The 23,182-nt window shown below is 59.5% G+C and carries 21 protein-coding genes; 8 read left to right on the top strand and 13 right to left on the bottom strand.

Translation table 11 applies throughout. The features are described 5' to 3' along the window. Window positions 1–68 precede the first annotated feature (68 nt). Complete coding sequence (locus tag LC094_RS20490; RefSeq protein WP_226554647.1) at window positions 69–1,463, top strand: FAD-binding oxidoreductase; 1,395 nt, start codon at window positions 69–71, stop codon at window positions 1,461–1,463. A 202-nt stretch (window positions 1,464–1,665) separates the two neighbouring features. Here LC094_RS20490 and hemC read toward each other — a convergent pair whose 3' ends face one another. Then, window positions 1,666–2,610 (bottom strand): hydroxymethylbilane synthase, encoded by a 945-nt coding sequence (gene hemC / locus LC094_RS20485; protein ID WP_226554645.1) that lies wholly within the window; start codon window positions 2,608–2,610, stop codon window positions 1,666–1,668. 129 nt (window positions 2,611–2,739) lie between these two features. Between hemC and hemE the strand changes: the two genes are divergently transcribed. Continuing rightward, the gene (gene hemE / locus LC094_RS20480) at window positions 2,740–3,774 is read left to right on the top strand and encodes a uroporphyrinogen decarboxylase (RefSeq protein WP_226554643.1); all 1,035 of its coding nucleotides are present in this window, start codon (window positions 2,740–2,742) and stop codon (window positions 3,772–3,774) included. On the opposite strand, the gene LC094_RS20475 is transcribed toward hemE, so the two are convergent. After that, entirely contained in the window at window positions 3,775–4,383 is a 609-nt protein-coding gene (locus LC094_RS20475; RefSeq protein ID WP_226554641.1) for a LysE family translocator, read from the bottom strand. Window positions 4,384–4,388: 5 nt separating this feature from the next. Continuing rightward, window positions 4,389–5,282 (bottom strand): oxygen-dependent coproporphyrinogen oxidase, encoded by an 894-nt coding sequence (gene hemF, locus LC094_RS20470; protein ID WP_226554640.1) that lies wholly within the window; start codon window positions 5,280–5,282, stop codon window positions 4,389–4,391. A gap of 127 nt (window positions 5,283–5,409) precedes the next feature. Between hemF and LC094_RS20465 the strand changes: the two genes are divergently transcribed. Then, window positions 5,410–5,784, top strand: a complete 375-nt coding sequence (locus LC094_RS20465; RefSeq protein ID WP_226554639.1) for a hypothetical protein — start codon at window positions 5,410–5,412, stop codon at window positions 5,782–5,784. A 3-nt stretch (window positions 5,785–5,787) separates the two neighbouring features. Here LC094_RS20465 and LC094_RS20460 read toward each other — a convergent pair whose 3' ends face one another. From LC094_RS20460 to clpS, 3 genes are all read right to left on the bottom strand, one after another. Then, a complete protein-coding gene (locus tag LC094_RS20460) occupies window positions 5,788–6,600 on the bottom strand; it encodes an SDR family NAD(P)-dependent oxidoreductase (RefSeq protein WP_226554637.1) in 813 nt (270 codons plus the stop codon). 31 nt (window positions 6,601–6,631) lie between these two features. Continuing rightward, complete coding sequence (locus LC094_RS20455) at window positions 6,632–7,510, bottom strand: methyltransferase (RefSeq protein WP_319003313.1); 879 nt, start codon at window positions 7,508–7,510, stop codon at window positions 6,632–6,634. Between the two features lie 126 nt (window positions 7,511–7,636). Further along, window positions 7,637–7,963, bottom strand: a complete 327-nt coding sequence (gene clpS / locus LC094_RS20450; RefSeq protein ID WP_226554718.1) for an ATP-dependent Clp protease adapter ClpS — start codon at window positions 7,961–7,963, stop codon at window positions 7,637–7,639. Window positions 7,964–8,099: 136 nt separating this feature from the next. Here clpS and LC094_RS20445 point away from each other — a divergent pair, with 136 nt between their 5' ends. Together LC094_RS20445 and LC094_RS20440 are read left to right on the top strand one after the other, a co-directional pair. Beyond that, on the top strand, window positions 8,100–8,807 hold the full coding sequence (locus tag LC094_RS20445) for an HAD family hydrolase (protein WP_226554634.1): 708 nt from the start codon (window positions 8,100–8,102) through the stop codon (window positions 8,805–8,807). Window positions 8,808–8,982: 175 nt separating this feature from the next. Then, window positions 8,983–10,581, top strand: a complete 1,599-nt coding sequence (locus tag LC094_RS20440) for a D-alanyl-D-alanine carboxypeptidase family protein (RefSeq protein ID WP_226554633.1) — start codon at window positions 8,983–8,985, stop codon at window positions 10,579–10,581. Window positions 10,582–10,666: 85 nt separating this feature from the next. Here LC094_RS20440 and LC094_RS20435 read toward each other — a convergent pair whose 3' ends face one another. The 5 genes from LC094_RS20435 to LC094_RS20415 all read right to left on the bottom strand — a co-directional run bounded on the left by LC094_RS20435 (window position 10,667) and on the right by LC094_RS20415 (window position 17,125). Then, window positions 10,667–12,274, bottom strand: coding sequence for an ABC transporter ATP-binding protein (locus tag LC094_RS20435; RefSeq protein ID WP_226554632.1), 1,608 nt, complete (start codon window positions 12,272–12,274; stop codon window positions 10,667–10,669). Then, window positions 12,271–13,377, bottom strand: coding sequence for an ABC transporter permease (locus LC094_RS20430; protein ID WP_226554630.1), 1,107 nt, complete (start codon window positions 13,375–13,377; stop codon window positions 12,271–12,273). Before LC094_RS20430 ends, LC094_RS20435 begins: the two co-directional genes overlap by 4 nt. Next, entirely contained in the window at window positions 13,374–14,471 is a 1,098-nt protein-coding gene (locus LC094_RS20425) for a microcin C ABC transporter permease YejB (RefSeq protein WP_226554628.1), read from the bottom strand. The genes LC094_RS20430 and LC094_RS20425 overlap by 4 nt, the downstream gene beginning before the upstream one ends. A 35-nt stretch (window positions 14,472–14,506) precedes the next feature. Beyond that, complete coding sequence (locus LC094_RS20420) at window positions 14,507–16,405, bottom strand: extracellular solute-binding protein (protein ID WP_226554627.1); 1,899 nt, start codon at window positions 16,403–16,405, stop codon at window positions 14,507–14,509. Window positions 16,406–16,606: 201 nt separating this feature from the next. Then, window positions 16,607–17,125 carry a c-type cytochrome gene (locus LC094_RS20415; RefSeq protein ID WP_226554626.1) on the bottom strand — a complete coding sequence of 173 codons (519 nt, stop codon included), beginning with the start codon at window positions 17,123–17,125 and terminating at the stop codon, window positions 16,607–16,609. Between the two features lie 122 nt (window positions 17,126–17,247). Here LC094_RS20415 and LC094_RS20410 point away from each other — a divergent pair, with 122 nt between their 5' ends. Next, entirely contained in the window at window positions 17,248–18,078 is an 831-nt protein-coding gene (locus LC094_RS20410) for a prephenate dehydratase (RefSeq protein WP_226554625.1), read from the top strand. Window positions 18,079–18,211: 133 nt separating this feature from the next. Here LC094_RS20410 and LC094_RS20405 read toward each other — a convergent pair whose 3' ends face one another. Together LC094_RS20405 and nudC are read right to left on the bottom strand one after the other, a co-directional pair. Further along, window positions 18,212–18,685 (bottom strand): SRPBCC family protein, encoded by a 474-nt coding sequence (locus LC094_RS20405; RefSeq protein ID WP_226554624.1) that lies wholly within the window; start codon window positions 18,683–18,685, stop codon window positions 18,212–18,214. 39 nt (window positions 18,686–18,724) lie between these two features. Next, window positions 18,725–19,672: an NAD(+) diphosphatase gene (nudC, locus tag LC094_RS20400; protein WP_226554623.1), complete on the bottom strand. Its 948-nt coding sequence runs from the start codon at window positions 19,670–19,672 to the stop codon at window positions 18,725–18,727. Between the two features lie 265 nt (window positions 19,673–19,937). Here nudC and LC094_RS20395 point away from each other — a divergent pair, with 265 nt between their 5' ends. Beyond that, a complete protein-coding gene (locus LC094_RS20395) occupies window positions 19,938–21,914 on the top strand; it encodes a bifunctional 2',3'-cyclic-nucleotide 2'-phosphodiesterase/3'-nucleotidase (protein WP_226554622.1) in 1,977 nt (658 codons plus the stop codon). Between the two features lie 210 nt (window positions 21,915–22,124). Further along, window positions 22,125–23,132: an ABC transporter substrate-binding protein gene (locus LC094_RS20390; protein WP_226554620.1), complete on the top strand. Its 1,008-nt coding sequence runs from the start codon at window positions 22,125–22,127 to the stop codon at window positions 23,130–23,132. Window positions 23,133–23,182 lie beyond the last annotated feature (50 nt).

Here is a 23,182-nt window from a genome sequence, read left to right as displayed (position 1 = left end):
TTTGCTGTCCGCCCCTTGCCTTCCCCGCAGATATAAAAGACACCCGGCAGAGCAACCGGAGACCGACCATGGACATTCTTTCCCGCCTTCAATCCATCACGCCGCATGTGCTCACGGGCGAGGATGCCCTGCCCTATGGTCGCGATTGGGTCGGAAAATATGAAACCACCCCGCTGGCCGTGGTGCGCCCCGCCCGGACCGAAGAGGTCTCCGCCATTCTGGCCCTTTGCCATGAGACCGGCACACCCGTTGTGCCGATGGGCGGCAACACCGGACTGACGGGGGCCACCGCAGCGGAGGGTGCCTTGGTCCTCTCTCTCGACCGGATGCAAACCATTCGCGAAATCCGTCCCGAGGCGCGCCTCGCTGTGGTTGAGGCCGGGGTGATCCTGCAAAACCTGCACGAGGCCACCGCCGAGCATGGCCTGACCTATCCAATGACCTTCGGCGCCAAGGGTTCCGCGCGGATCGGCGGCACTCTGGCCACCAACGCGGGCGGCTCCAATGTGCTGCGCTACGGCAACACCCGCGACCTCTGCCTTGGTATTGAGGTCGTTTTGGCCGATGGCCGTGTGCTCGATCTCATGAGCGAGCTGCACAAGGACAATTCGGGCTACGACCTGCGCGATCTGATCATTGGCTCCGAAGGCACGCTGGGCGTGATCACTGCCGCCGTGGTGAAACTCGCGCCCCTGCCCTTGGCCTATGCCTCCGCCATGGTCACCGTGCCGGACTTGTCTGCTGCGCTCGATCTGCTCAATGCGCTACAAACCCGCACCGGCGGCATGGTCGAGGCGTTTGAGTATATGCCGCGCGACTATATGGAGAATTTGAAACGCTTCCGCGCCGACCTGACCCCGCCTTTGGGCCATGATCAGGATCACACGATTTTCCTCGAAATCGCCTCGACCATGGCGCGCGACTGCACGGCCGATGAGACCGGCCAGCTGCCGCTCGCCGCGCATCTCGAAGAGACGCTGGGCGAGATGTTCGAAGAGGGGCTGGTGCTTGATGCGGCACTGGCACAGAGCGAGGCGCAACGCCGTGTGATGTGGGAAATTCGCGAGGCGGCAGCGGAGATTTCGGTGGCGATCAAGCCCGTGGTGATCAACGATCTTTGTGTGCCTCTGGATCAGATCGAAACCTTCCTGAGCCGCGCCGAGACCACGCTGCGCACGCTCGATCCCGGTTTCGGCACCTGTGTCGTGGCCCATCTGGGCGATGGCAACATTCATTACACGGTCTATCCGAGCACGGATGATCTGGCCGATCCGTTGATGGAAGCAGTGGAGGACATCGTCAAAGACATGCGCGGCAGTTTTTCTGCCGAACATGGCATCGGGCTGTCGAAACTGCCGTCGATGCGGCGGCGCAAGGACCTGGTGGCTTTGGAGATGATGCGCGCGGTGAAGGCGGCCTTCGATCCGAAGGGGATTTTGAATCCGGGTAAAACGCTGCCCTGAGAAAGGCCGATCAGGACTATCGCTTACAAGGCGCGCGCCTGACCGTGGGCTGGCGCTCCGGCATATATCTGAAGCACTTTATGCAAGCGTCATCCGAAAGAGGCTTGAACTCTGTACTCAAGTCGCAAAGCGCCAGACCGCCGGAACGGGCAGGCGCTCGCCCGGCGCCTGCGGCTTGGTTCCGGGCGAAAGGGCTTAAGCGTTATTTCCAGTCAAAGAACCCGGCGCCCGCACGTTCCAAGAGCTTCGTCGCCAGTTCGACGCCCATCGCCGCGCCATCTTCGACAGGGCCGGAGATTTCATCCATCAGGCTCTCCGAGCCATCCGTGCGCAAAATCTCTCCACGCAGACGCAGGGTGCCGCCGTCGATCTGCGCCAGACCCGCGATCGGGGTTTGGCAGGAGCCGTCGAGTTTCGCCAGAAACGCGCGTTCACAGGCCATCGCCTGCCCCGTCGGCACATGGTGCAGCGCGTCGAGCATCTCGGCGATGTGGCTGTCAGCCTCGCGGTGTTCGATGGAAATCGCGCCCTGCGCCACGGCGGGGAGCATCTCTTCGGCGGTGACTGCCTGACGCGGCACGTCGTCATAGCCCAGACGGTTGAGCCCAGCCATGGCGAGGAAGGTGGCGTCGGCCACGCCCTCTTCGAGTTTGGTCAACCGGGTCTGAACCGAGCCGCGGAATTCGACGACCTTGAGATCGGGGCGTTTGTTCAAGAGCTGCGCTTTGCGGCGCAGGGACGACGACCCAACGGTCGCGCCCTGCGGCAGATCGGCAAGCGCCTTGCCATCCAGCGTGATGAAGGCGTCAAAGGGGTTTTCGCGCTCCAAAAACGTGCCGAGCACCAGCCCCGCGGGCTGTTCCACCGACATGTCTTTCGTCGAATGCACCGCAATATCGACCTCGCCGTTCAACAGCCGGTCTTCGATCTCTTTCGAGAACAAGCCCTTGCCGCCCAGCTCGCGCAGCGCGCGGTCCTGTACCCGGTCGCCCCGCGTGGAGATCGCGACAATCTCAAACGCCGCTTCGGGCAGATCGAAAGCCTGCATCAACAGCGCGCGCGTCTCATAGGCCTGCGCCAGCGCAAGCGGGGAGCCACGGGTGCCGATTTTAAGCGGTTGAGCGGGGGTCGGAAGCGTCAATGTCATGGCCAAGGCTTACCTGCGGCAGATCGGCCTGACAACAAGAGAAGTGACAAGCGGGGAAAGTGCCTTGTGCGCTTGACAAATCCGCGCAAGGCAGGGACCAGTGCGGGGCAGCATGAATGGGAGGCCCAGATGACCGACAAGACGATCCTGAAAGCTCTGAAAGGCGAAACGCAAAAGGTTCCGCCGATCTGGATGATGCGTCAGGCCGGGCGGTATCTGCCGGAATATCGCGCGACGCGGGCCGAGGCCGGGGACTTCCTGTCGCTGTGCTACAACTCCGATCTGGCCGCCGAGGTGACTTTGCAGCCGATCCGGCGCTTTGGCTTTGACGCCGCGATCCTCTTTGCCGACATCCTCTTGCTGCCGCAGGCTTTGGGTGCCGATCTCTGGTTCGTCACCGGCGAAGGCCCGCGCCTCTCGACCATCACCGAAGATGCGGATTTCGCCAAGCTCAAGGGCAAGGACGACATCCACGACAAGCTGTCGCCGATCTATGAGACCTTGAAAATCCTCTCGACCGAGCTGCCAAAAGAAACGACGCTCATCGGCTTTGCGGGTGCGCCCTGGACCGTCGCGACCTATATGATCGCGGGCCGTGGCACGCCGGATCAGGGACCTGCGCATGCGCTCCGCGAAGGCAACAATGCCTTGTTCGAGAAAGTCATCGACCTGTTGACCGTTTCGACCATCGAATATCTCGACATGCAAATCCGTGCGGGTGCCGAAGTGGTGAAAATCTTCGACAGCTGGGCGGGAAGCCTCAAAGGCGATGCCTTCGAGAAATACGCAGTCGAGCCAGCGCGGATCATCACCCGCGAATTGAAGCGCCGCCATGGCGACATCCCGGTGATCGGTTTCCCGCGCGAGGCGGGCGACGGCTACATCGGCTTCCACAAGAAAACCGGCGTCGATTGCGTTGCGTTGGACAATTCCGTGACGCCCGAATGGGGCGCCGAACATGTGCAGGTGGACGGCTGCGTGCAGGGCAATCTGGCGTCCTCGCATATGGTGACAGGCGGTCAGGCCCTGATCGACGAGGTGCGCCATGTGCGCGAGGCCTTCTCGAAAGGCCCGCATATTTTCAACCTCGGCCATGGCATCACGCCGGATGCGGACCCGGACAACGTCAGCCTGATGATTGAGACGTTGAGAGAGACCGTCTGATCAGGCGGTTTTGATCGCGAACCACAGGGCGATGGCGACCAGAGCGAGCGCCATCGCGCGTCTCACGATTTGGCGGCGTTTCGGATCGGTCAAAGTGCCATGCGCCAGATCGGCGAGCGTCACCAGACTCAGATGCACAAGCGTCGCCACCGCCACATAGATCACCGACAACGTTATGGTCTGTGTCAGGATCGGCCCACCCGGCGAGACGAATTGCGGCAGCATCGCCACGTAAAACACCGCCGCCTTCGGGTTCAGCAGGTTGACGATCAACCCGCGCCGGAAATAGCGGGCGTTTTTGCCCGCAAAGGCGTTGGGCTCCGCCTTTTCCGGACGCCAGGCGTCATAAGCCAGCCACAAAAGATAGGCGACGCCAGCCCATCTGAGCACCTGAAACGCCAGGGGCGAAGCAGAGATCAAAGCCGCCACTCCCATCGCCGCCAAGACCCCGACGATCAACAACCCAAGTGCCACACCGGCGACTGCGGCGTAGCCCGCGCGGCGCCCCTCGATCGCGGCCAGCACGATGAGATAGGCCATGTTCGGCCCCGGCGTCGCTTCAATCGCCACAGAGGTCAGAAGAAAAGCCCAGAGCCCCTCGCCGAACATTCAGATCACACCCATTTCGCCATCGGCGGCAGGGACATCAGGACCGCATCCGGGTTGTGCCCGGTCTCGAGCCCGAATTTCGTGCCCCGGTCATAGACAAGATTGTATTCGGCATAGAGGCCCCGGTGGACGAGTTGGCGATCTTTGTCCATCTCCGACCACGGCATGTCGCGGCGTTTTTCTGTCACACCGAGAAAAGCCGGAAGGAAGGCGCGGCCGACGTCTTGGGTAAAGGCGAAATCCTTTTCCCAATCTCCTGTGTTGAGATCGTCGTAGAAAATGCCGCCGACACCCCGCGCGCGGCCCCGGTGCGGGATGTAGAAATACTCGTCCGCCCAGGCTTTGAAGCGCGGGTAATAGTCGGGATCATGCGCGTCGCAGTGGTCTTTTTGCACCGCATGAAACGCCGCCGTGTCCTCAGAATATTCGATGCAGGGGTTCAAATCCGACCCACCCCCGAACCACCAGCCATGCGGGGTCCAGAACATCCGGGTGTTCATGTGCACAGCGGGCGTATGCGGGTTCTGCATATGCGCGACCAAAGAAATGCCCGCCGCCCAAAACCGCGGATCGTCCTTCATCCCCGGCAAACCTTTGCGCGCGGCCATCGCCATTTGGGCACGTTCTCCCAGAGTACCGTAAACGGTGGAGACATTGACGCCGACCTTCTCAAACACGCGCCCGCCACGCATGACGGACATCAATCCGCCGCCCGCGTCCGAGCCGTCTTCCGACTCGCGCTCGGTCTCGGTCACCTCGAACCGGCCCGCATGATGCCCGGCGAAAGGACCGCTCAACTGCGTGTCTTCGAGGGCTTCAAAAGCCGAGACAATCTGATCGCGCAGGTTGCGAAACCACGCGCTCGCGCGTTCTTTTTCGGTCGTCATCTCGTGGCTCATCCGGCGTGGTCCTTCTCTTTCTGCGCAGCATGCCAGAGGTAACAGCAATCCTGTGGCGGCGGCAAGTTCCCTTCCCCTGCGGCGGAAAGGCGCTATGGTGGCGTAGAATGTCAAAAGGAGACTCGTTATGCGTTGGCTCATTCCCCTCGCCATTGTGCCGCTTCTCGCGGCCTGTTCCGAACAACAGATGTGCATCTCGCGCGCGACCAAAGATTTGCGTCAGGTGCAAGGTTTTATCGCCGAAGCCGAGGGCAATCTGTCACGCGGCTATGCCTTGGTCGAAAAACAATATGTCGACTACGACATTCGCCGCTGTGGCACCACGGATGAGGGTAAGGCGATCTATTGCCGTGAGCCCGACATCCAAACCCGACGCGTGCCAAAATCCATCGACCTCGATGCCGAGGCCGCAAAACTCGCCGCTCTCAAAAAGAAAGAGGCGCAGCTTTCGGTTCAGGCGCAGGCCGCCGTCGACTCCTGCAAAATTCAATATCCTGAGTAAGGCTCAGTGCGTGGGCGCAAGCACCGGATCCACCAGGGTCCGGCCACCGTCGACCGTCAGGATTTGCCCGGTCATAAACCCGGAACAATCCGACGTCAGATATTGCACCGTCTCCGCCACTTCCGAGGCGGGGGCGACGCGGCCGAGGGGTGTCTTTGACACAATCTCGCCCCGAAAATCCGGGTTTTCGGCCAATCTGTCCTTGAGGCTCGAACTCATCACCGACCCGAAGGCCACCGCATTCACCCGGATGCGATGCGGCGCGAGAGACACGGCCATGGCACGGGTCATCTGATCGACCGCCGCAGATGAGATGGAAAAGGCCAAAAGCTCCGGCTGACACCGCCGCGCCGCAATCGACGACAGGTTGACGATCGAGCCGACCAAGCCTTCGTCGTCATCGGATTTCTCAGAGTTCTTGATCATCCATTTCGCCACCTGTTGCGTCAGACGCAGCGAAGTCATCAGGTTCTGCTCCAGAAGATCGGAAACATTGTCCTCCTCGACCGAGAGAGGATCGCTCATCAACACCTGACGCGAGGCATTCACGAGGATGTCGACCCCGTCGAAGGCATCAATCGTCGCAGAAAGCAGATTGGCGATGGTCAGTTTTTGGCGCAAATCCCCGGCGAAATAGGCCATTTTGGTCTCTTCGGCCTCCGCCTCTTCGCCATATTCGGCGATCAGGCTGGCCTCATCCATATCGGCGCACATCACATAGGCGCCCTGTTCCAGAAAATGCCGCGCGACGGACAGACCGACACCATTGGCGGCACCTGTAATGATGGCCACCTTGCCCTCAATCGAAAAGCTCATCAGAGACTCCCTGTTTCCGTTAACAGCGACCTTAGGGTTTTGTGGCCGCTCTGCGAAGGGGTTTCGCAGCGTGAAGCAATTTGAAACCGCCGGTGACGGCAATCTCATCGACCGTGCCGAAGAGAGAGGCAAGTGTCGCCTCATAGGGCAGTTGCCGGTTGGCGACCAGCCAAAGCTGGCCCTGCGGCGTGAGCATGCCGGCCGCCGCCGCGATAAAGGCCTGACCCAGCGCCGGGTCCGCCGCCCGCGTGGTGTGAAACGGCGGGTTCATGATCACCGCGTCCAAGAGATGCGGCGGTTTGAATTTGGTGGCGTCTTCCCAATGAAACTGCGCGCGGTCATCCGTGATATTGTCTTTGGCGGAGGCGATGGCGGCGGCTTCGGCCTCCACGAGATGCAGCTCTTTCACGCCTTCGCGCGCCAGAATCGCGCGGGACAGATAGCCCCAGCCCGCACCGAGATCGGCGATGCGGGGGGGAAGTTTCGCGGGCAAAGCCTCGGCCAGCGCCTCGGACGCCTTGTCAATGCGGTCAACGGAGAAGACGCCTAGACGGGTGGTAAAGCCCTCGATCAAATGAAGCGGGCCGGGATTGGCCCAGTCCGAGAAATCGCCACCCGACGCGCCACCCGAAAACCGGATCGCCTTGCCATGCGCCTTCGAGACGACCTGGGTCTCGACCCTTTTCTTGATGTCTTTCCAAATGCTGTCGATGCCATCGGTCTTTTGCCCGTCAACGATGACCTGATCCGCGCGCAGGGCAGCATCGGCAATCAAGGCACGCGCTTCGGCCTTGGCCCGCGGCACCGCGACGATGGCGAGATCGAATTGACCGTCTGCTTCGGTCACGACCTCATAGCCTTGCGCTTTGAAGGCGTCGACATCGGGTTTAAAGCCCTGCACGATCTGCACCTCAGCACCTTTTAGCGCGGAAAGTTCAGCGTCGGAGCGCGGTCTATAGACCACGACACGGGCCGGGACGGCTCCGTCTAGCAGAAGGGAGAGACGCGGGGACACCATGTCAGAAAGGCGAAACGCCTATTCCTTTTCCATGGTGCATTGCAGCGGATGCTGATGGCGACGGGAGAAATCCATGACCTGCGTGACCTTGGTCTCCGCGATCTCATGCGGGAACACGCCAACCACGGCGAGGCCCTTTTTGTGCACGGTCAACATGATCTCGGTCGCCTGCGCATGTCCGATGCCGAAGAATCGTTCAAGCACCAGCACGACGAACTCCATCGGCGTGTAATCGTCGTTGAGCAACATGACCTTGTAAAGCGGCGGGCGCTTTGTCTTGGGCTTGGGTTTGAGCGCAAGACCGACATCGCCGTCCTCATCCGAACGGTCGTCATTGTCAGCCATCATCTGCGGTGCGAGGATCACTCGGGCCTCCGATTGTCGCGTCTCTGGGGTTTGGGTTCACCTTTGCCGATATATAGCCCCTTTTGCGCATGAATAAAGAGCGTTATGCCCAAACCGGTAAAGGAGCGCCGACCGGATGACCGAAAAACTCGCCACAATCGCCTTTGATGCCGACGATACGCTTTGGGAAAACGAACAGTTTTTCCGCATGACGCAGGAGCGTTTTGCCGCCCTACTGGCCGATTTCACCGAGCCCGATCATCTCTCTGAGCGGCTTCTGGCCGCCGAACGTCGCAACCTTGGGGCCTATGGATTCGGGATCAAGGGATTTGTCCTCTCGATGATCGAAACCGCGATTGAGGTGACCGAGGAACGGGTGCCTGCCTCTGTGATCCAAGAGCTGATTTCTGCGGGGCAAGAGATGCTGCGCCATCCGATTCACTTGCTTGAGGGCGTCGAAGAAACCGTCGGCGCGCTGGCCGAGGACTACGAGATTCTCTTGGTCACCAAAGGCGATCTTTTGGATCAGGAGCGCAAACTGGCGCAATCCGGGTTGGGCGAACTTTTCGATGGGATCGAGGTGGTCTCCGCCAAGACGCCCGCCGTCTACAGCACAATCTTCGCCCGCCACAATGTCGCCCCCGAACGCGCCATGATGGTCGGAAATTCGATGAAATCCGACGTGATTCCGCCGATTGAGGCCGGGGCCTGGGGTGTTTTCGTGCCGCATAATTTCACTTGGGAAATCGAACACGCAGAGGCGCCAGCCGGACATCCGCGCTTTCACGAATTGCCGCGCCTGACCGAATTGCCCGCACTCATTGAGGCGATTCAAAAAACTTGAGCCCAAACACCGCCTGATTTGGTAGCACAATAGCCCCGACACACCACATTTGGCGTTGCAAGTCAGCACCCTCTGAAAACCCTTGAAAATTCATTGTTTTCTCGCACGAAAGCTTGTGCTACCTTAACGTCAATAAGCTGGGCGAAATGATCCGGCATGACGAGGCAGAGTTATCATGAAGAGCAACGTGCAAGCGCGGGGTATCCTGCGTGCCGTTTCAAGGCGTATTTTTCCTCTCCTACTGATCGCATTCGCGGTGACGGTCTCTGTGACGTCGCGCGCCATGGCGGCCGAATATGCGGCCCTCGTGATGGATGCCCGCAACGGCAAGGTGCTTCATGCCACCAACGCCGACACGCGCTTGCACCCGGCCTCTCTCACCAAGATGATGACGCTCTACATCGCGTTTGAGGCCATTGAACATGGCGAGATCGGGCTGGACGACTTGGTCACCGTGTCCCGCAATGCCGCCTCTGAGCCGCCGTCGAAACTTGGCCTCAAGCAGGGCCAGCAGATCAAGCTGCGCTATCTCATCCGTGCCGCCGCCGTGAAATCCGCCAACGATGCCGCCACCGCCATCGGCGAAGCCATCGAAGGGTCTGAGGCCGCCTTTGCCCGCCGCATGAACCGCACCGCCAAGGAACTTGGCATGTCGCGCACGACGTTCAAGAACGCGCACGGTCTGACGGAGGCCGGTCACCTGTCGACCGCCCGTGACATGACCGTTCTGGGGCGTCACCTGTTCTACGATTACCCGGAATATTACAACATTTTCTCGCGCCAGACCGCCGATGCCGGCGTGCGCACCGTCACCCATACCAATTCGCGATTCTTAAGCTCCTACGCCGGCGCGGACGGGATCAAGACGGGCTATACCTCGGCCGCCGGGTTCAACCTCGTGGCGTCTGCGCACCGCGGCGACGAGCGCATCATCACCACCGTGTTCGGCGGGCGCTCCACCGTGTCGCGCAACGCCAAAGTGACGGAGCTGATGGATTTGGGCTTTAAACGTGCGCCCAGCCGCGTGGCCGTCTCGAAACCCGCAAGACCGCCCTATCTCGGCAAGGTCGGCGGTGCCGTCATGGTCGCAGGCACCCAAGACGATCCGCGCGTGGCCTCCAAGGTCATTCGCGTGAACATCAAGATAACGTCGAGCCCGCTGCCGAAACCGCGCCCGCTGCAAGGCTTGGCACCGGAGGAGGAGCAAATGCTCCTCGCCGCCTCTGACGATGTGCTCAATGCGCTTGCCAAGGCCGAAGAAGAGGCCGCTCTTCTGGCCGCCGCGACCAGCGCCGCCGATGAGGCCACCACGCTTCTGGCAGAAACCGCGCGGGCGCAGCAGGCGCCGACGCCGACCCTTGTCGCGGCCAGTGCTACGGCTGCCCCCAGCATCTCCCCCCTGCCCCGCCCGGAGCAGATCCAGCTTGCGTCAGTTGAGCCGACAGCCGCAGCCCTCATGCCGACAGAAACCGCAATGGCCTCGGCTGTGGTGCCAGAGGTCGCGCCGGAAATCGTCACGCGAATCTCGACCTCCGGCAACCGCTATTGGGGGATCAACATCGGCACCTATAATTCCGAATATGCCGCGCGTAAGGAGCTTTTGAAGACCGCTCTGACAGAGATCGAAATGCTCGATGGTGCGCTGCGCAAAGTGGTACGGACCAACCGTGGCTTTGACGCGAACTTCCTCGGCATGACAGAGGATATGGCCGCGATGACCTGTCGTCGCCTAGAAGCCCGTGGCACGGAATGTTCGACGGTTGGACCGTCCTGATCGTCAGAAACCAACGCAGAGAATACAAAAAAGGCGACCCTTGCAGGTCGCCTTTTTCATGTCCGACACAGGAAGAGGCAAGGCGTCAGACGCCCGCGCCCTCTTCCACCTTGAGATCGAGCGCAGCACTGACCAAAGCCCGAGTGTATGCCTCTTTCGGCGCCTCGAAAATTTCTTCCGCCGTGCCCATCTCGACCACATCGCCACGTTTCATCACCAGAACCTGATGCGACAACGCGCGCACCACACGCAGGTCGTGAGAGATAAACAGGTAGGCCAGCTTGTGCTTGACCTGCAGACGACGCAGCAGCTCGACGATCTGCACCTGAACCGTCATATCGAGCGCAGAGGTCGGCTCGTCCAGAACCACCAGACGGGGGCGTAGAATCATCGCGCGGGCGATGGCGATGCGCTGACGCTGACCGCCGGAGAATTCATGCGGATAGCGGTGCCGGGTCTCGGGATCGAGGCCGACCTCGCGCATGATGTCGATCACCGCCTGCTCATTGGAGGCGTACCCCTCGACATGATGCACGCCCAGCCCCTCAGCGATGATCTGTTCCACCGTCATCCGAGGTGACAGCGAACCAAAGGGGTCTTGGAACACGATCTGCATATCGGCGCGCAGCGGGCGGAGTTTGCGGTTGGACCAGCCCTGGACGTCTTGGCCCAGCACAACCACCGGCCCTTGCGAGGAAATCAGCCGCATCATGGCGAGCGCCAGCGTCGTTTTCCCCGACCCGGATTCACCCACGATCCCCACGGTTTCCCCCGCCCGGACCGAGAGCGTCGCGGCATTCACCGCCTTCACATAGCCCACCGTTTTACGCAGAAACCCGCGCTGGATCGGGAACCAGATGCGCAGGTCTTTGGTCTCCGCCACGACTTCGGCCTCGGCGGGCACGGGATCGGGATGACCGGTGGCCTCGGCGGCCAAAAGCATCTGCGTGTAGGGGTGCTGCGGATTGTCGAAAATCTCTGTCGTGACACCGGTCTCGACGATCTCGCCATTCTTCATGACACAGACCCGATCGGCGAATTTGCGCACGATGTTCAGGTCATGGGTGATGAAAAGCATCGACATGCCGAGGCTTTGTTTCAGCTCGGCCAGAAGTTCGAGAATTTGCGCCTGAATGGTCACATCGAGCGCAGTGGTCGGCTCGTCCGCGATCAGCAACTCGGGGCGATTGGCCAAGGCCATGGCGATCATGATCCGCTGCCGCTGTCCGCCGGACAGTTGGTGCGGATAGTCTTTGAGACGGCTCTCCGGCTCGTGGATGCCGACTTGAGTAAGCAGTTCAATCACACGTTCACGCGCAGCCACACCCGTCATGCCATGGTGAATGAGCAGCACTTCGGAGAGCTGTTTTTCCAACGTATGCAACGGGTTGAGAGAGGTCATCGGCTCTTGGAAGATAAAGCTGATGTCATTGCCACGCAGTTTGCGCAGCTCTTTCTCGGACGCGCCGACAAGCTCCTGCCCCTGATAGGTGATCGAGCCTTGCGTGACTGCCGTGTCGGGCAAGAGATTCACACAGGACAGCGCCGTCACCGATTTGCCGGAACCGGATTCGCCCACGAGCGCCACGGTTTCGCCCTTCTCCACCGAGAAAGACACGCCTTTCACGGCCTCGACCACCTGGCCGTCCTGCCGAAAGCCGACCCGCAGGTCTTTGTACTCTAAAAGGCTCATCGAAAGGTCTTCCTCGGGTCAAACGCATCCCGCACGCCTTCGAAAATGAAGACCAGAAGCGAGAGCATGATGGCATAGGTGAAAAAGGCGGTGAAGGCGAGCCAAGGCGCCTGAAGGTTCTGTTTCGCCTGTAGCGTCAACTCACCCAGAGAGGGCGCCGAGGACGGCAGGCCAAAGCCCAGAAAATCGAGAGAGGCCAGCATGCCAATATTGCCGGTCACGATGAAGGGCAGCATGGTCAAGGTCGCCACCATCGCATTGGGCAACATATGGCGGAACATGATCGTCCAGTTGCCAACGCCCAAGGCCCGCGCCGCGCGGATATATTCGAAATTCCGCGCCCGCAGGAATTCGGCCCGCACCACGCCGACAAGCGCGGTCCAGCCGAAAAGGATGGTGACAAAGACCAAAAGCCAGAAACTTCGTCCCAATATGGCGAAGAGGATGATGATCACATAGAGCGCGGGCATCGCGCCCCAGATTTCCAACACGCGCTGGAATATGAGATCGGTGCGTCCGCCGAAAAACCCCTGAATCGCGCCCGCAATGACGCCGATGAGCGAGGAGGCCAGCGACACCACGAGGGTGAAGAAAATCGACAGGCGGAAACCGTAGATCACCCGCGCGACCACATCGCGTTTGGTGTCATCGGTGCCCAGCCAGTTCTGCCGCGTCGGCGGCGAGGGCGCGGCCCCCGGTCCCTCGACCTGCGTGTTGTAGGAATAGCGAATGGGCGGCCAGACCATCCAGCCCTTCTCGATCTCTTCGCCATTGACCACGCCATCTTGGGCGTCTTCGAGATAGGCTTCGGGATCGTCGAAACAGTCGACCATGCCGCCGGTCTCGATCAGACATTGCACCTCGGGGTAGCGATAGACGGCTTCGGTCCTGAAATCGCCGCCGAACTCGGTTTCCGGGTAGAATTTGAAGATCGGCATGTAATAGCCGCCGCGATATTGCACGAGGATCGGCTTGTCGTTCGCGAGGAACTCGGCAAAGAGCGACAGGCCAAAGAGGATCGAGAAAATGATCAGCGACCAATAGGCGCGGCGGTTCGATTTAAAATTCCGCCAGCGACGGCGATTGAGTTCGGACATCTTCATGTGTCCCTCCGCTCAAAGTCGATCCGCGGGTCGACAAAGACATACATCAGATCCGACAAAATCCCGATCAGCAGACCAATGAGGCCAAAGAAGAACAGCGTGCCGAAGATCACCGGATAGTCGCGTGCGAGAGCGGCCTCATAGCCCAGACGCCCCAAACCATCGAGAGAGAACAGCGTCTCGATGATCACCGATCCGCCGAAGAACACACCCAGAAACAACCCCGGAAAGCCCGCGATCACGATCATCATCGCATTGCGGAAGACGTGGCCGTAGAGGACGCGGGATTCAGGCAGCCCCTTGGCCTTAGCGGTCACCACATATTGTTTGCGAATTTCATCGAGGAAGGAGTTCTTGGTCAAAAGCGTGAGCGTCGCGAAGGACGAGATCACGGAGGCCAGAACCGGCAGGGCAATGTGCCAGAAATAGTCCCCAATCTTGCCCAGCACAGACATCTGATCCCAATCGGGAGAGGTCAGACCGCGTAGAGGGAAAATCTGCCAATACGACCCCCCCGCGAACAAAACCAAAAGCAGGATCGCAAAGAGAAAGCTCGGGATCGCATAGGCGGCGATGATGATGCCTGAAGTCCATGTGTCAAAACGCGAGCCGTCACGCACGGCCTTGCGAATGCCCAAAGGGATGGAAACCATATAGGAAATCAGGGTCGCCCAAAGCCCCAAGGAAATCGACACAGGAAGCTTGTCCCAAACGAGATCGAGCACGCCCTCGGATTTGAAATAGCTCTCTCCGAAATCGAAGCGCATGTAGTTCCACATCATCGTGAGGAAACGCTCGAGCGGCGGTTTGTCGAGGCCGAATTGCCGTTCCAGATCGGCAATGAACTCGGGCGGAAGGCCCCGCGCACCGGCGTATTCGCTTTGATAGGCGGTGTTTTCGGTCGTATTCGCGCTGCCCGCATCGGCTTGGGTGCCGGTGATCGTCTCGAACACGTCTCCCTCGCCCTGCAAATTGGCAAGCACCTGTTCGACTGGACCGCCCGGCACGAATTGCGTCAGCGCAAAGTTCACCACCATGATCCCGATCAGCGTCGGAATGATCAACAACACACGCCGTAGAATATAGGCTCCCATGAACCGTCCTGCTCTTTATTGTTTTCTCAGCGTCTTTACTTCAACGCGCCTGCCGCACGCAATTCCGCTTCGCGGTCGGCATTCACCCACCAGAAATCCAAAAACCCCAGATCGAGCGGCGGCATCGTGTCCTCATCGGGGTGCTCATACATGTCGTAATAGGCGACCCAATAGCTGTCGTTCATATGCGCCGGCACGATGAAATAATCATAGCGCATGATCCGGTCAGCGGCTTTGACCATCGCCGCCATGTCCTCATAGGTCTCGGCGTTCAGGATTTCCTTGCCGATCGTTTCAATCGCCGGGTTGCAATAGCCCGCCGGGTTGAAAATATCGTCCACTTCCTCACAGCCGTATTTTTGCAAGAACCCGGCGCCTTCTTCGAAGCCATTAGAATAGCCGTCGAAGATCATGTCGTAGTCAAAGCTTTGCTTACGAGCCTGATATTGGTTCGGGTCGATCCGGTTGTATCGGGCATCCACGCCCAGCGCGGTCAGGTTTTCGACATAGGGTTTGATGAGCCGATCCCAGGTCGGGCTGAAATGCAGGATTTCGAGGGACAGGACCTCGCCCGAAGCATTGCGCATTTTGCCATCATCGCCCGGAGTGTAACCTGCCTCTGCCAGCAAAGCCGTGGCCTGACGCATATTGCGACGATCCAAAGAGCGGTCGCCGGAGCTATGCGGCAAAAAGGCTTCTTCGGTAAAAATCGCCTCGGGCAGATCGTCTTTGACGCCTTCGAGAATTTCAAGCTCCTTGCCCTCCGGCAGGCCGGTCGCCATCAGCTCCGGCGTTTGCCAAAAGCTTTCACGCTGGGCAAACAACCCGTATTGCAGCGTCTCGTTGGTCCAGGTGAAGTTGTACATCAGCCCCAGCGCCAAACGCACATTGCGGTCCTGCAATTTCTCGCGCCGCAAGTTGAACAGGAACCCGGTGGCGCCGGGAATGCTGCCGTTATGCAGGGTTTCCTTTTTCACCCAGCCATTCTCAAGCGCCGGAAAATCGTAATTTGTCGCCCAGACGAGCGAGGAGTTTTCCTGGCGGAAGGTGATGTCCCCGGCTTTGAAGGCCTCGAACGCCGCGATGGTATCGCCGAAATAGGTCACCTGAATGGTGTCTAGGTTGTTGCGCCCGACGTTGAACGGATGCTCCGCGCCCCAATAGTCGGGATTGCGGGTGTATTGAACCCATTGGCCGGGATCATAAGAGGTCAGCATATAGGGCCCGGTGCCCGGCGAGGTCTCATAGCGCTTTTCATCGAGCCGGTGGCCTGTCTCTTCGAACCACGCCTTTTTCATCACCAGAGTCGCGCCCGCCTGACCGATCAAGCCGCTGCGCGGAATGTCCGGTTGAAAGGTGAATTTGACGGTGTGCTCATCGAGCGCCTCGACCTTTTCGATCATAGCGGACACGCCTGCGCGCCAGGACGGCGTGCCCTCGGCGATGAATTTATTGTGGGTGTAGGCCACATCCTCAGCCGTCATCGGCGTGCCGTCGGAAAAGGTCACATCGTCACGCAGGTGGAAAATCACCCAATCCTTGCTCTCCGGATATTCGATGGTCTCGCAAAGCACGCAATAGCTGGCCGATTTATACTCATCCGCGGTCCCGACCATCAAACGCTCATACATCGAAGACGACAGAGAGGCGGGCGTGCCGGACAGCGTGGAAAAGGGGTTCAGACTGTCGAAAGTGCCCACAGTGCCAAGAATGATCTCGCCGCCTTTCGGGGCGTCTGGATTGACGTAATCGAGATGATCGAAAGGCTCGGCATATTTCGCCTCATCCCAGTCTGAGTACCAGGTCGAGGTGATGATCTTGTCGGCCCCATCGCTGTCCGCAGCGTTCTGAGCCTCCTGGGCCAAGGCCGCCCCGGACATAAGGCCGAGCGTTGCCATGAGAGGAAAGACGCGGGCGAAGGGGCGTTGGATCATATTCGGGTCTCCGGGAGGCGTTGAGGACGTCAGGGTGTCTTGCAACAGACGGTAATGTGCCGGACCACCGGGATGCAAGTTACATGCGCTCGAATTTACGTGATCGAAGGCGCCGATCCCAAGCTCTGCACAAAACAAAACCCCCGCTGGTGCGGCCAGCGGGGGTCTCATAATCTGCACGCGATGCGCGGAGAGCGTCGTTTAGCCGGAGATCGACTGAAGATAGGCCACGATGTTGGCGCGATCTTCGACCTTTTTCAGACCGGCAAAGGACATCTTGTTGCCCGGCACGGCGTCTTTCGGGCTTTCCAGATAGGCGTTCAGAGCCTCAGCATCCCAAACGCCGCCATGGGTCGCCATTGCGTCCGAGTAGGAAAAGTCGCCAACTGCGGCGAGCGCACGCCCGAACACGCCATCGAGGTGCGGCCCCGTACCGTTCGAACCGTCAATCTTGTGACAGGCTTTGCATTTGCCAAAGACTTTCTCGCCTTTCGCCGCATCGGCAGAAGCCAAAAGTTCGTCAAAGCTCACTTCGACCGCTTCTTCTTCCACAGCATCGTCATCGCCGGTGGCAATAACATAGGCCTGAACCTGTTCACCGTCATGTCCGGTGGCGTCCATGGCATAGATGGAAGTGGCGGCCCAGTTGCCGAGAAGGAAGATCAAGAATGTGCCGCATACGCCGCCCACGATCTTGGTAAGGGTCATAGTGTTGAACATATTGCGTTCCGTTCCTATAGGTTCGTCGCGCGATATCTACCCGCTTCCCATGATTCATTTCAAGGTATAAGACCGAAACCCGGACAAGTTAGCGCAGTTCAAACGCAGGAAAAGGGATAAAAATGGCCGCTCGCATCGCATTTCAGGGGGAACCCGGCTCTTATTCGCATCAAGCCTGCGCCGATGCCCGTCCCGATTACGACCCCTTGCCCTGCCCGACCTTTGAGGACGCGATGGAGGCCGTGCGCTCCGGTGCCGCCGATCTCGGCATGATCGCGGTCGAAAATTCGACCTATGGCCGGGTGCAGGACGTCTATCATCTTTTGCCCGACTCCGGTCTGCATATCATCGACGAGACCTTTGTGCGGGTGCATGTGAACCTTCTGGGCCTTCCCGGCACACAGATTTCCGACATCAAAACCGCCCGCGCCATGTCCGTGCTTTTGGGACAGGCCCGTGGCTTTATCCGCGAACATGGCATCACCACCGTCAACTGGTCCGACAATGCCGCCGCCGCGCGGTCGGTCAAGGAAGAAGGCAATCCCGCAATCGGTGCTTTTGCCTCCGAGCTTGCGGGCGAGATTTTCGGCCTCGATGTTCTGGCCCGTCATATCGAAGACCACAAACTCAACACCACGCGGTTCCTGATCATGGCCCGCGAGCCGAATTATGAACGCCGCGCCGACAAGATGGTCACCGCCTTCATGTTCCGTGTCCGCAACATCCCCGCCGCGCTCTACAAAGCCATGGGCGGTTTCGCGACCAATGGCATCAACATGACGAAACTGGAAAGCTACATGGTCGACGGCGTCTTCACCGCGACGCAATTCTATGCCGACATCGAAGGTCACCCGGAGGACGACAACGTCCGCCTGGCGCTGGATGAGCTGCGCTATTTCACGGAAATGGTGGAAATTCTGGGCGTCTACCCGGCCGACCCGCGCCGGACCTGAGACTCCCAAAGCGAAACAGGGTTAAAGCGTTTTTCGTTTAATCTGAATCAGATTGAGCGAAAAACGTTGCCACGCTGAATTGATATTGCTGCGTTTCTCAAAAATTGAGTGCCTCAAGTTTTTGAGAAACGCTTTAGCGCTTCGGCGCACCCTGATATTGCTCCGACAGGTGTTCGCAGTATTTCTTAATCCGCTTCTCAAAGCGTTTCTGCAGGGTCGCTTTCGCAAATTTTACCGATTGCACGAGGATGCGCGCCGACAACGTCTTGGGCCGCACCTCATAGCCGATGGTCACCCGTGTGCGCTGCGGCGACAGGGGCACAAGCTCGGACTTGATCTCCATATTCAACCCGCCGGAGACCGCCGTCGCGGCCAGCATGTTCGGCGCGTCGCATTCGACGATCTCGGCATCGAGGTCGCGAATCTTACCGCGAAACGGCACTTTGAGCGTCCAGCCAGCTCCGACATCGCGCGGCTGATGCGGCGACTTGCGCGCCACCTCGATCCCACGGCGCATGGCCTGACGCTCGAGCCCTTCGAAATCCGTGAAATGTTCGAAAACAAACTCTGCCGGGGCTTCAATGTCCTGACGCGTCGAGAATTTCATGCCTGCTCACCTGTTACCTTCCGCAGATAGGTTATTCCGTTATTCCCAATCATCCGCAAGCCACTTGGCCATCAGAACTTGCGCGATGGCGCCTTTTCTTGCGGGGGAAATCTCCGGGTGCTGTCCAGCCATCGCCAGAGCCAACTCTTCACGCCGCACCCAGCGGGCGTCTTCGATCTCCACCGGGTCGATGATGATCTCCGTGCTCTCCGCCTCCGCGCGACAGCCCAACATCAAAGACGCCGGAAAGGGCCAAGGCTGGCTGGTGACGTAAGAAACCTTGCCGACACGCACGCCTGCCTCTTCGAAAACCTCGCGCCGCACGGCCGCCTCGATGGGTTCGCCCGGTTCGACGAAGCCCGCAAGCAGGGAATACATCCGCTCCGGCCAATTTTCATTGCGCCCCAAAAGGACGGAATTGCCACGGGTCACCAGCATGATCACCACCGGATCGGTGCGCGGGAAATGCGAGGCCCCGCAAGCAGGGCAGTCCCTCTGCCAGCCGGCCTGAGACATGTCCGACTTCGCGCCACAGGCCGCACAAAACCCGTGACTACGGTGCCATTCGAAAAGTCCCCGCGCCGTGCCCGCCATCTCCGCCTCAAGTGGCGTGAGCGTGGTCATCACCGCCCGCAGATCGCGGAATGTCAGCCCGTCCAGTTCCGCAAACATCAGCCTTGCGCTCGACCACGGCGAAGGGCGCGCGGCATCGTCATCTGCGACCAGTGGCTCGAAGGCACTGACATCGTGGGCAAAAACCGGCTGACCGCCGGGCAGAAGGCCGAGGAAAAGCTCCTGCGCCTCAGCCGCATCAAAGCGCGCGGCACTGAGCAGCGCCAAGGCGCCCTCCGCATCCGTCGGCACATGCCCGCGCCAGATCGGCATCACAAGTGCATCCACCTGCCCCCGCATCACGTCGGCCTTGGCCCTCAGATGCGCAGCTCTGTTCAATTCTCCGCCAGCAAGCGGCACCAAATCCTGTTTCATGTGATTGGCTTATGCCCGGTTGCCCGTCGGAACCAAGACACCCCGACATTTCGGCAATCGCGACACAGATTCCCTGTTGCCATTTTGCGACAAAAAACAATAATACAATTTAAGGTTGCGCGCTTAGCCCAAATGGCAACCCAAAATGGATTGCCTGACTGTTTTCTAATGGTAAATTCGTAAACGTCACATCTTTGTCTTGTGGCGGAAAGATGGTCGCATCACCCTCAGACTCAGGCACCGTATCAAGACATGGAGTAGCCAGATGAACCATCTAAAAAAACACATAAATCGCCGGGGTTTTCTGTCCGGCACAATCGCAGGAACTGCTTTGATTGCTCTTCATCCCTTTTCGGCCCGCGCCAGCGCCAACCAGGCCCATTTGCGGATTATGGAAACCACGGACCTGCACGTTCATGTGTTTCCCTATGACTATTACGCCGACAAGCCTGTAGACACGGTCGGCCTCGCCCGCACCGCCGCGCATATCAATGACATCCGCGTCGAGGCGACCAATGCGATGCTGTTGGACAATGGCGATTTCTTGCAGGGTAACCCGATGGGCGACTTCATCGCCTATGAGCGCGGCATGAAAGAGGGCGACATGCACCCGGTCATCACTGCGATGAACACGCTGGGATTTGACGCCTCGACCTTGGGCAACCACGAATTCAACTACGGCATCGATTTTCTGATGAAGGCGCTGGCGGGCGCGAATTACCCGGTGATTTCCGCCAACGTCGTCAAAGAAATGGGCGCCACGCCCCGCGAAGACGTCACACTTTTGCCGCCCTATGTGATCCTCGATCGCGAGATCACCGATGGCGCGGGCGAAACACATAAGATCAAGATCGGTCTCATTGGTTTCGTGCCGCCGCAAATCATGATGTGGGATCGCAAGAACCTCGAAGGCAATGTGAACGCCCGCGATATCGTCGAGACCGCCCGCGCCTATGTGCCTGAGATGAAAGAAAAAGGCGCCGATCTTATCATCGCGCTGAACCACTCTGGCATTGGCTCTGCAGAGCATACCGAGGGCATGGAAAACGCCTCCGTGCCGCTTGCGGAAATCGACGGGGTGGATGCGCTTTTGACAGGCCACTCGCACCTTGTCTTCCCCTCTCCGACCTACGATGGCTATGCCGCCGTCGACAGCCAAAAGGGTCTGATCCATGGCAAACCCGCCGTGATGGGCGGCTATTGGGGCTCGCATCTGGGCGTGATGGATTTGCTTTTGGAATATGAAGGCGGAGCCTGGCGTGTGGTGACCAGCGCAGTCGAGACCCGTCCGATCTCGCGCCGCGAAGAAGATCGCTCGATCACGCCGCTGGTGGAAAGTGTTGAGCCGGTTCTGGCCTCCGTGCAGGACATTCACGACCAAACGCTGGCCTATGTGCGCCGCGCCGTTGGCAAAACCAATGCGCCGCTGCATTCCTATTTCGCGCTCGTTGCCGATGACCCGTCGGTGCAGATCGTCTCAAACGCCCAGCTTTGGTACATCGGCGAGATGATGAAAGGCACGGAGCACGAAGGCCTGCCGATCCTCTCCGCCGCGGCGCCCTTTAAGGCCGGTGGTCGTGGCGGCCCGGAATATTACACCGATGTGGCGCCGGGCGATGTGGCGATCAAAAATGTCGCCGATCTCTACCTCTACCCGAACACGATCCGCGCGGTACGCATCACTGGCGCCCAGCTCAAAGGCTGGCTGGAGCGCTCCGCAGGCATGTTCAATCAGGTCGAGAAAGGCGCGACAGATGCGGTTCTGCTGAACCCCAATTTCGCCTCCTACAATTTCGACGTGATCGACGGGGTGGACTATCAGATCGACATTTCACAGCCTTCGCGGTTCGATGCCAACGGCGAGCCGCTGAACCCGGACGCCTCGCGGATTGTCAACCTGACCTTCAACGGAGCGCCTGTGACCGACGACATGGAGTTTATCGTCGCCACCAACAACTACCGCGCGGGCGGCGGCGGCACCTTCCCCGGCGCCGATGGCTCCACGGTGATTTTCGAAGGACCGGACACCAACCGCGACATCATCGTGCGCTATATCGTCGAGCAAGGCACCGTCAATCCGACTGCCGACAACAACTGGTCGCTGGCACCTCTGGGCGACACCACCGTGTTGTTCCAAACCGGACCTGCGGCGCGCACGCATCTCTCTGATCTCAAAGGCCTGACCATTGAGGACGCGGGCGAAGGCACAGACGGATTCGCACAATTCCGCATCACGCTCTGAGCCGAATTGGCCGACCTGAGCGCATATCGACAAAGCGGCCACATCACGTGGCCGTTTTTTGTTTACCAAATGGGCAAATAAATTTTTTCCGCCATTTTTTTACGCAGGCATTAAGGTTGTATACATCATTGTGAACCTCAATCTCGCAGGCGCCTGAATGGCACGCCATTCTGAGCCGGAATGACACAGGGAATTTTTCAGGGGAAAAACATGCTCTACAAATCCATCACCACCATGGCTGCCTTTGCGCTGACCGCGACGGCCGCCACCGCCGAGACCGCGATGCCTTTCGCGCTCGACTGGAAATTCGAGGGCCCCGCGGCCCCCTATTTCACCGCACTGGAAAAAGGCTATTTTTCCGACGCTGATCTGAGCGTTGAAATCTCCGCAGGCCAAGGCTCGCTCGACGCCATTCCGAAAGTCGCCACCGGCGCGTTTCCGGTCGGCATGGCGGACATCAACAGCCTCGTAAAATTCCTCGACCAAAACCCCGGCGCGCCGGTCATCGGCATGATGATGATCTATGACGCACCCGCATTCGCCGTGGTCGGCCGCAAATCTTTGGGCATCGAAGCTCCGAAAGACCTCGAAGGCAAAATCCTCGGCGCGCCGCCGCCGGATGGCGCATGGGCGCAATTCCCGATCTTTGCCGCCGAGAACGATCTCGACATGGAGGCGATCACTGTCGAGCCGGTCGGCTTCCCGACCCGCGAGCCGATGCTGGCCGAGGGCAAGGTCGATGCCGTCACTGGCTTTAACTTTTCGTCCTTCCTGAACCTCGTGCGCCTCGGCGTGCCGGAAGATGACATTTCGACCATCATGATGTCGGATTACGGCGTGAACCTTTACGGCAACGTGTTGATTGTGAACACCGATTTCGCCTCTGAGAACCCGGACGCGGTCAAAGATTTTGTCTCCGCCGTGACCATGGGCTGGAAAGACGCCATGGCCGATCCGAAGGCCTCGGTCGAATATATGATCAAGTACAACCCGGCCTCTGATCTGGACCTTGAGACCCGCCGTCTCGAACTGGCGCTTGAGGGCAATGTCTACACCGATTACGTCGCCGAACACGGCATGGGCGGGATCGATGCGGAGCGCTTTGCCGGCTCGCTTGAGCAGCTCAAAATGGTCTACGAGTTCAACGCAGAGCCTGACGCGAGCCTCTATTTCACCGAAGATTACCTGCCCGCCACTGACGCGCGCATGCTGAAGTAATCCACCGCGAAGACTTTGGCGGGCGCGGGACCTCAAAGAGGCTCGCGCCC

The sequence above is a fragment of the Celeribacter naphthalenivorans genome (assembly GCF_020524585.1).
Classification (GTDB): domain Bacteria; phylum Pseudomonadota; class Alphaproteobacteria; order Rhodobacterales; family Rhodobacteraceae; genus Celeribacter; species Celeribacter naphthalenivorans.
Note: the sequence above shows the minus strand (reverse complement) of the source record. Positions and strands in the feature narration are given on the sequence as shown.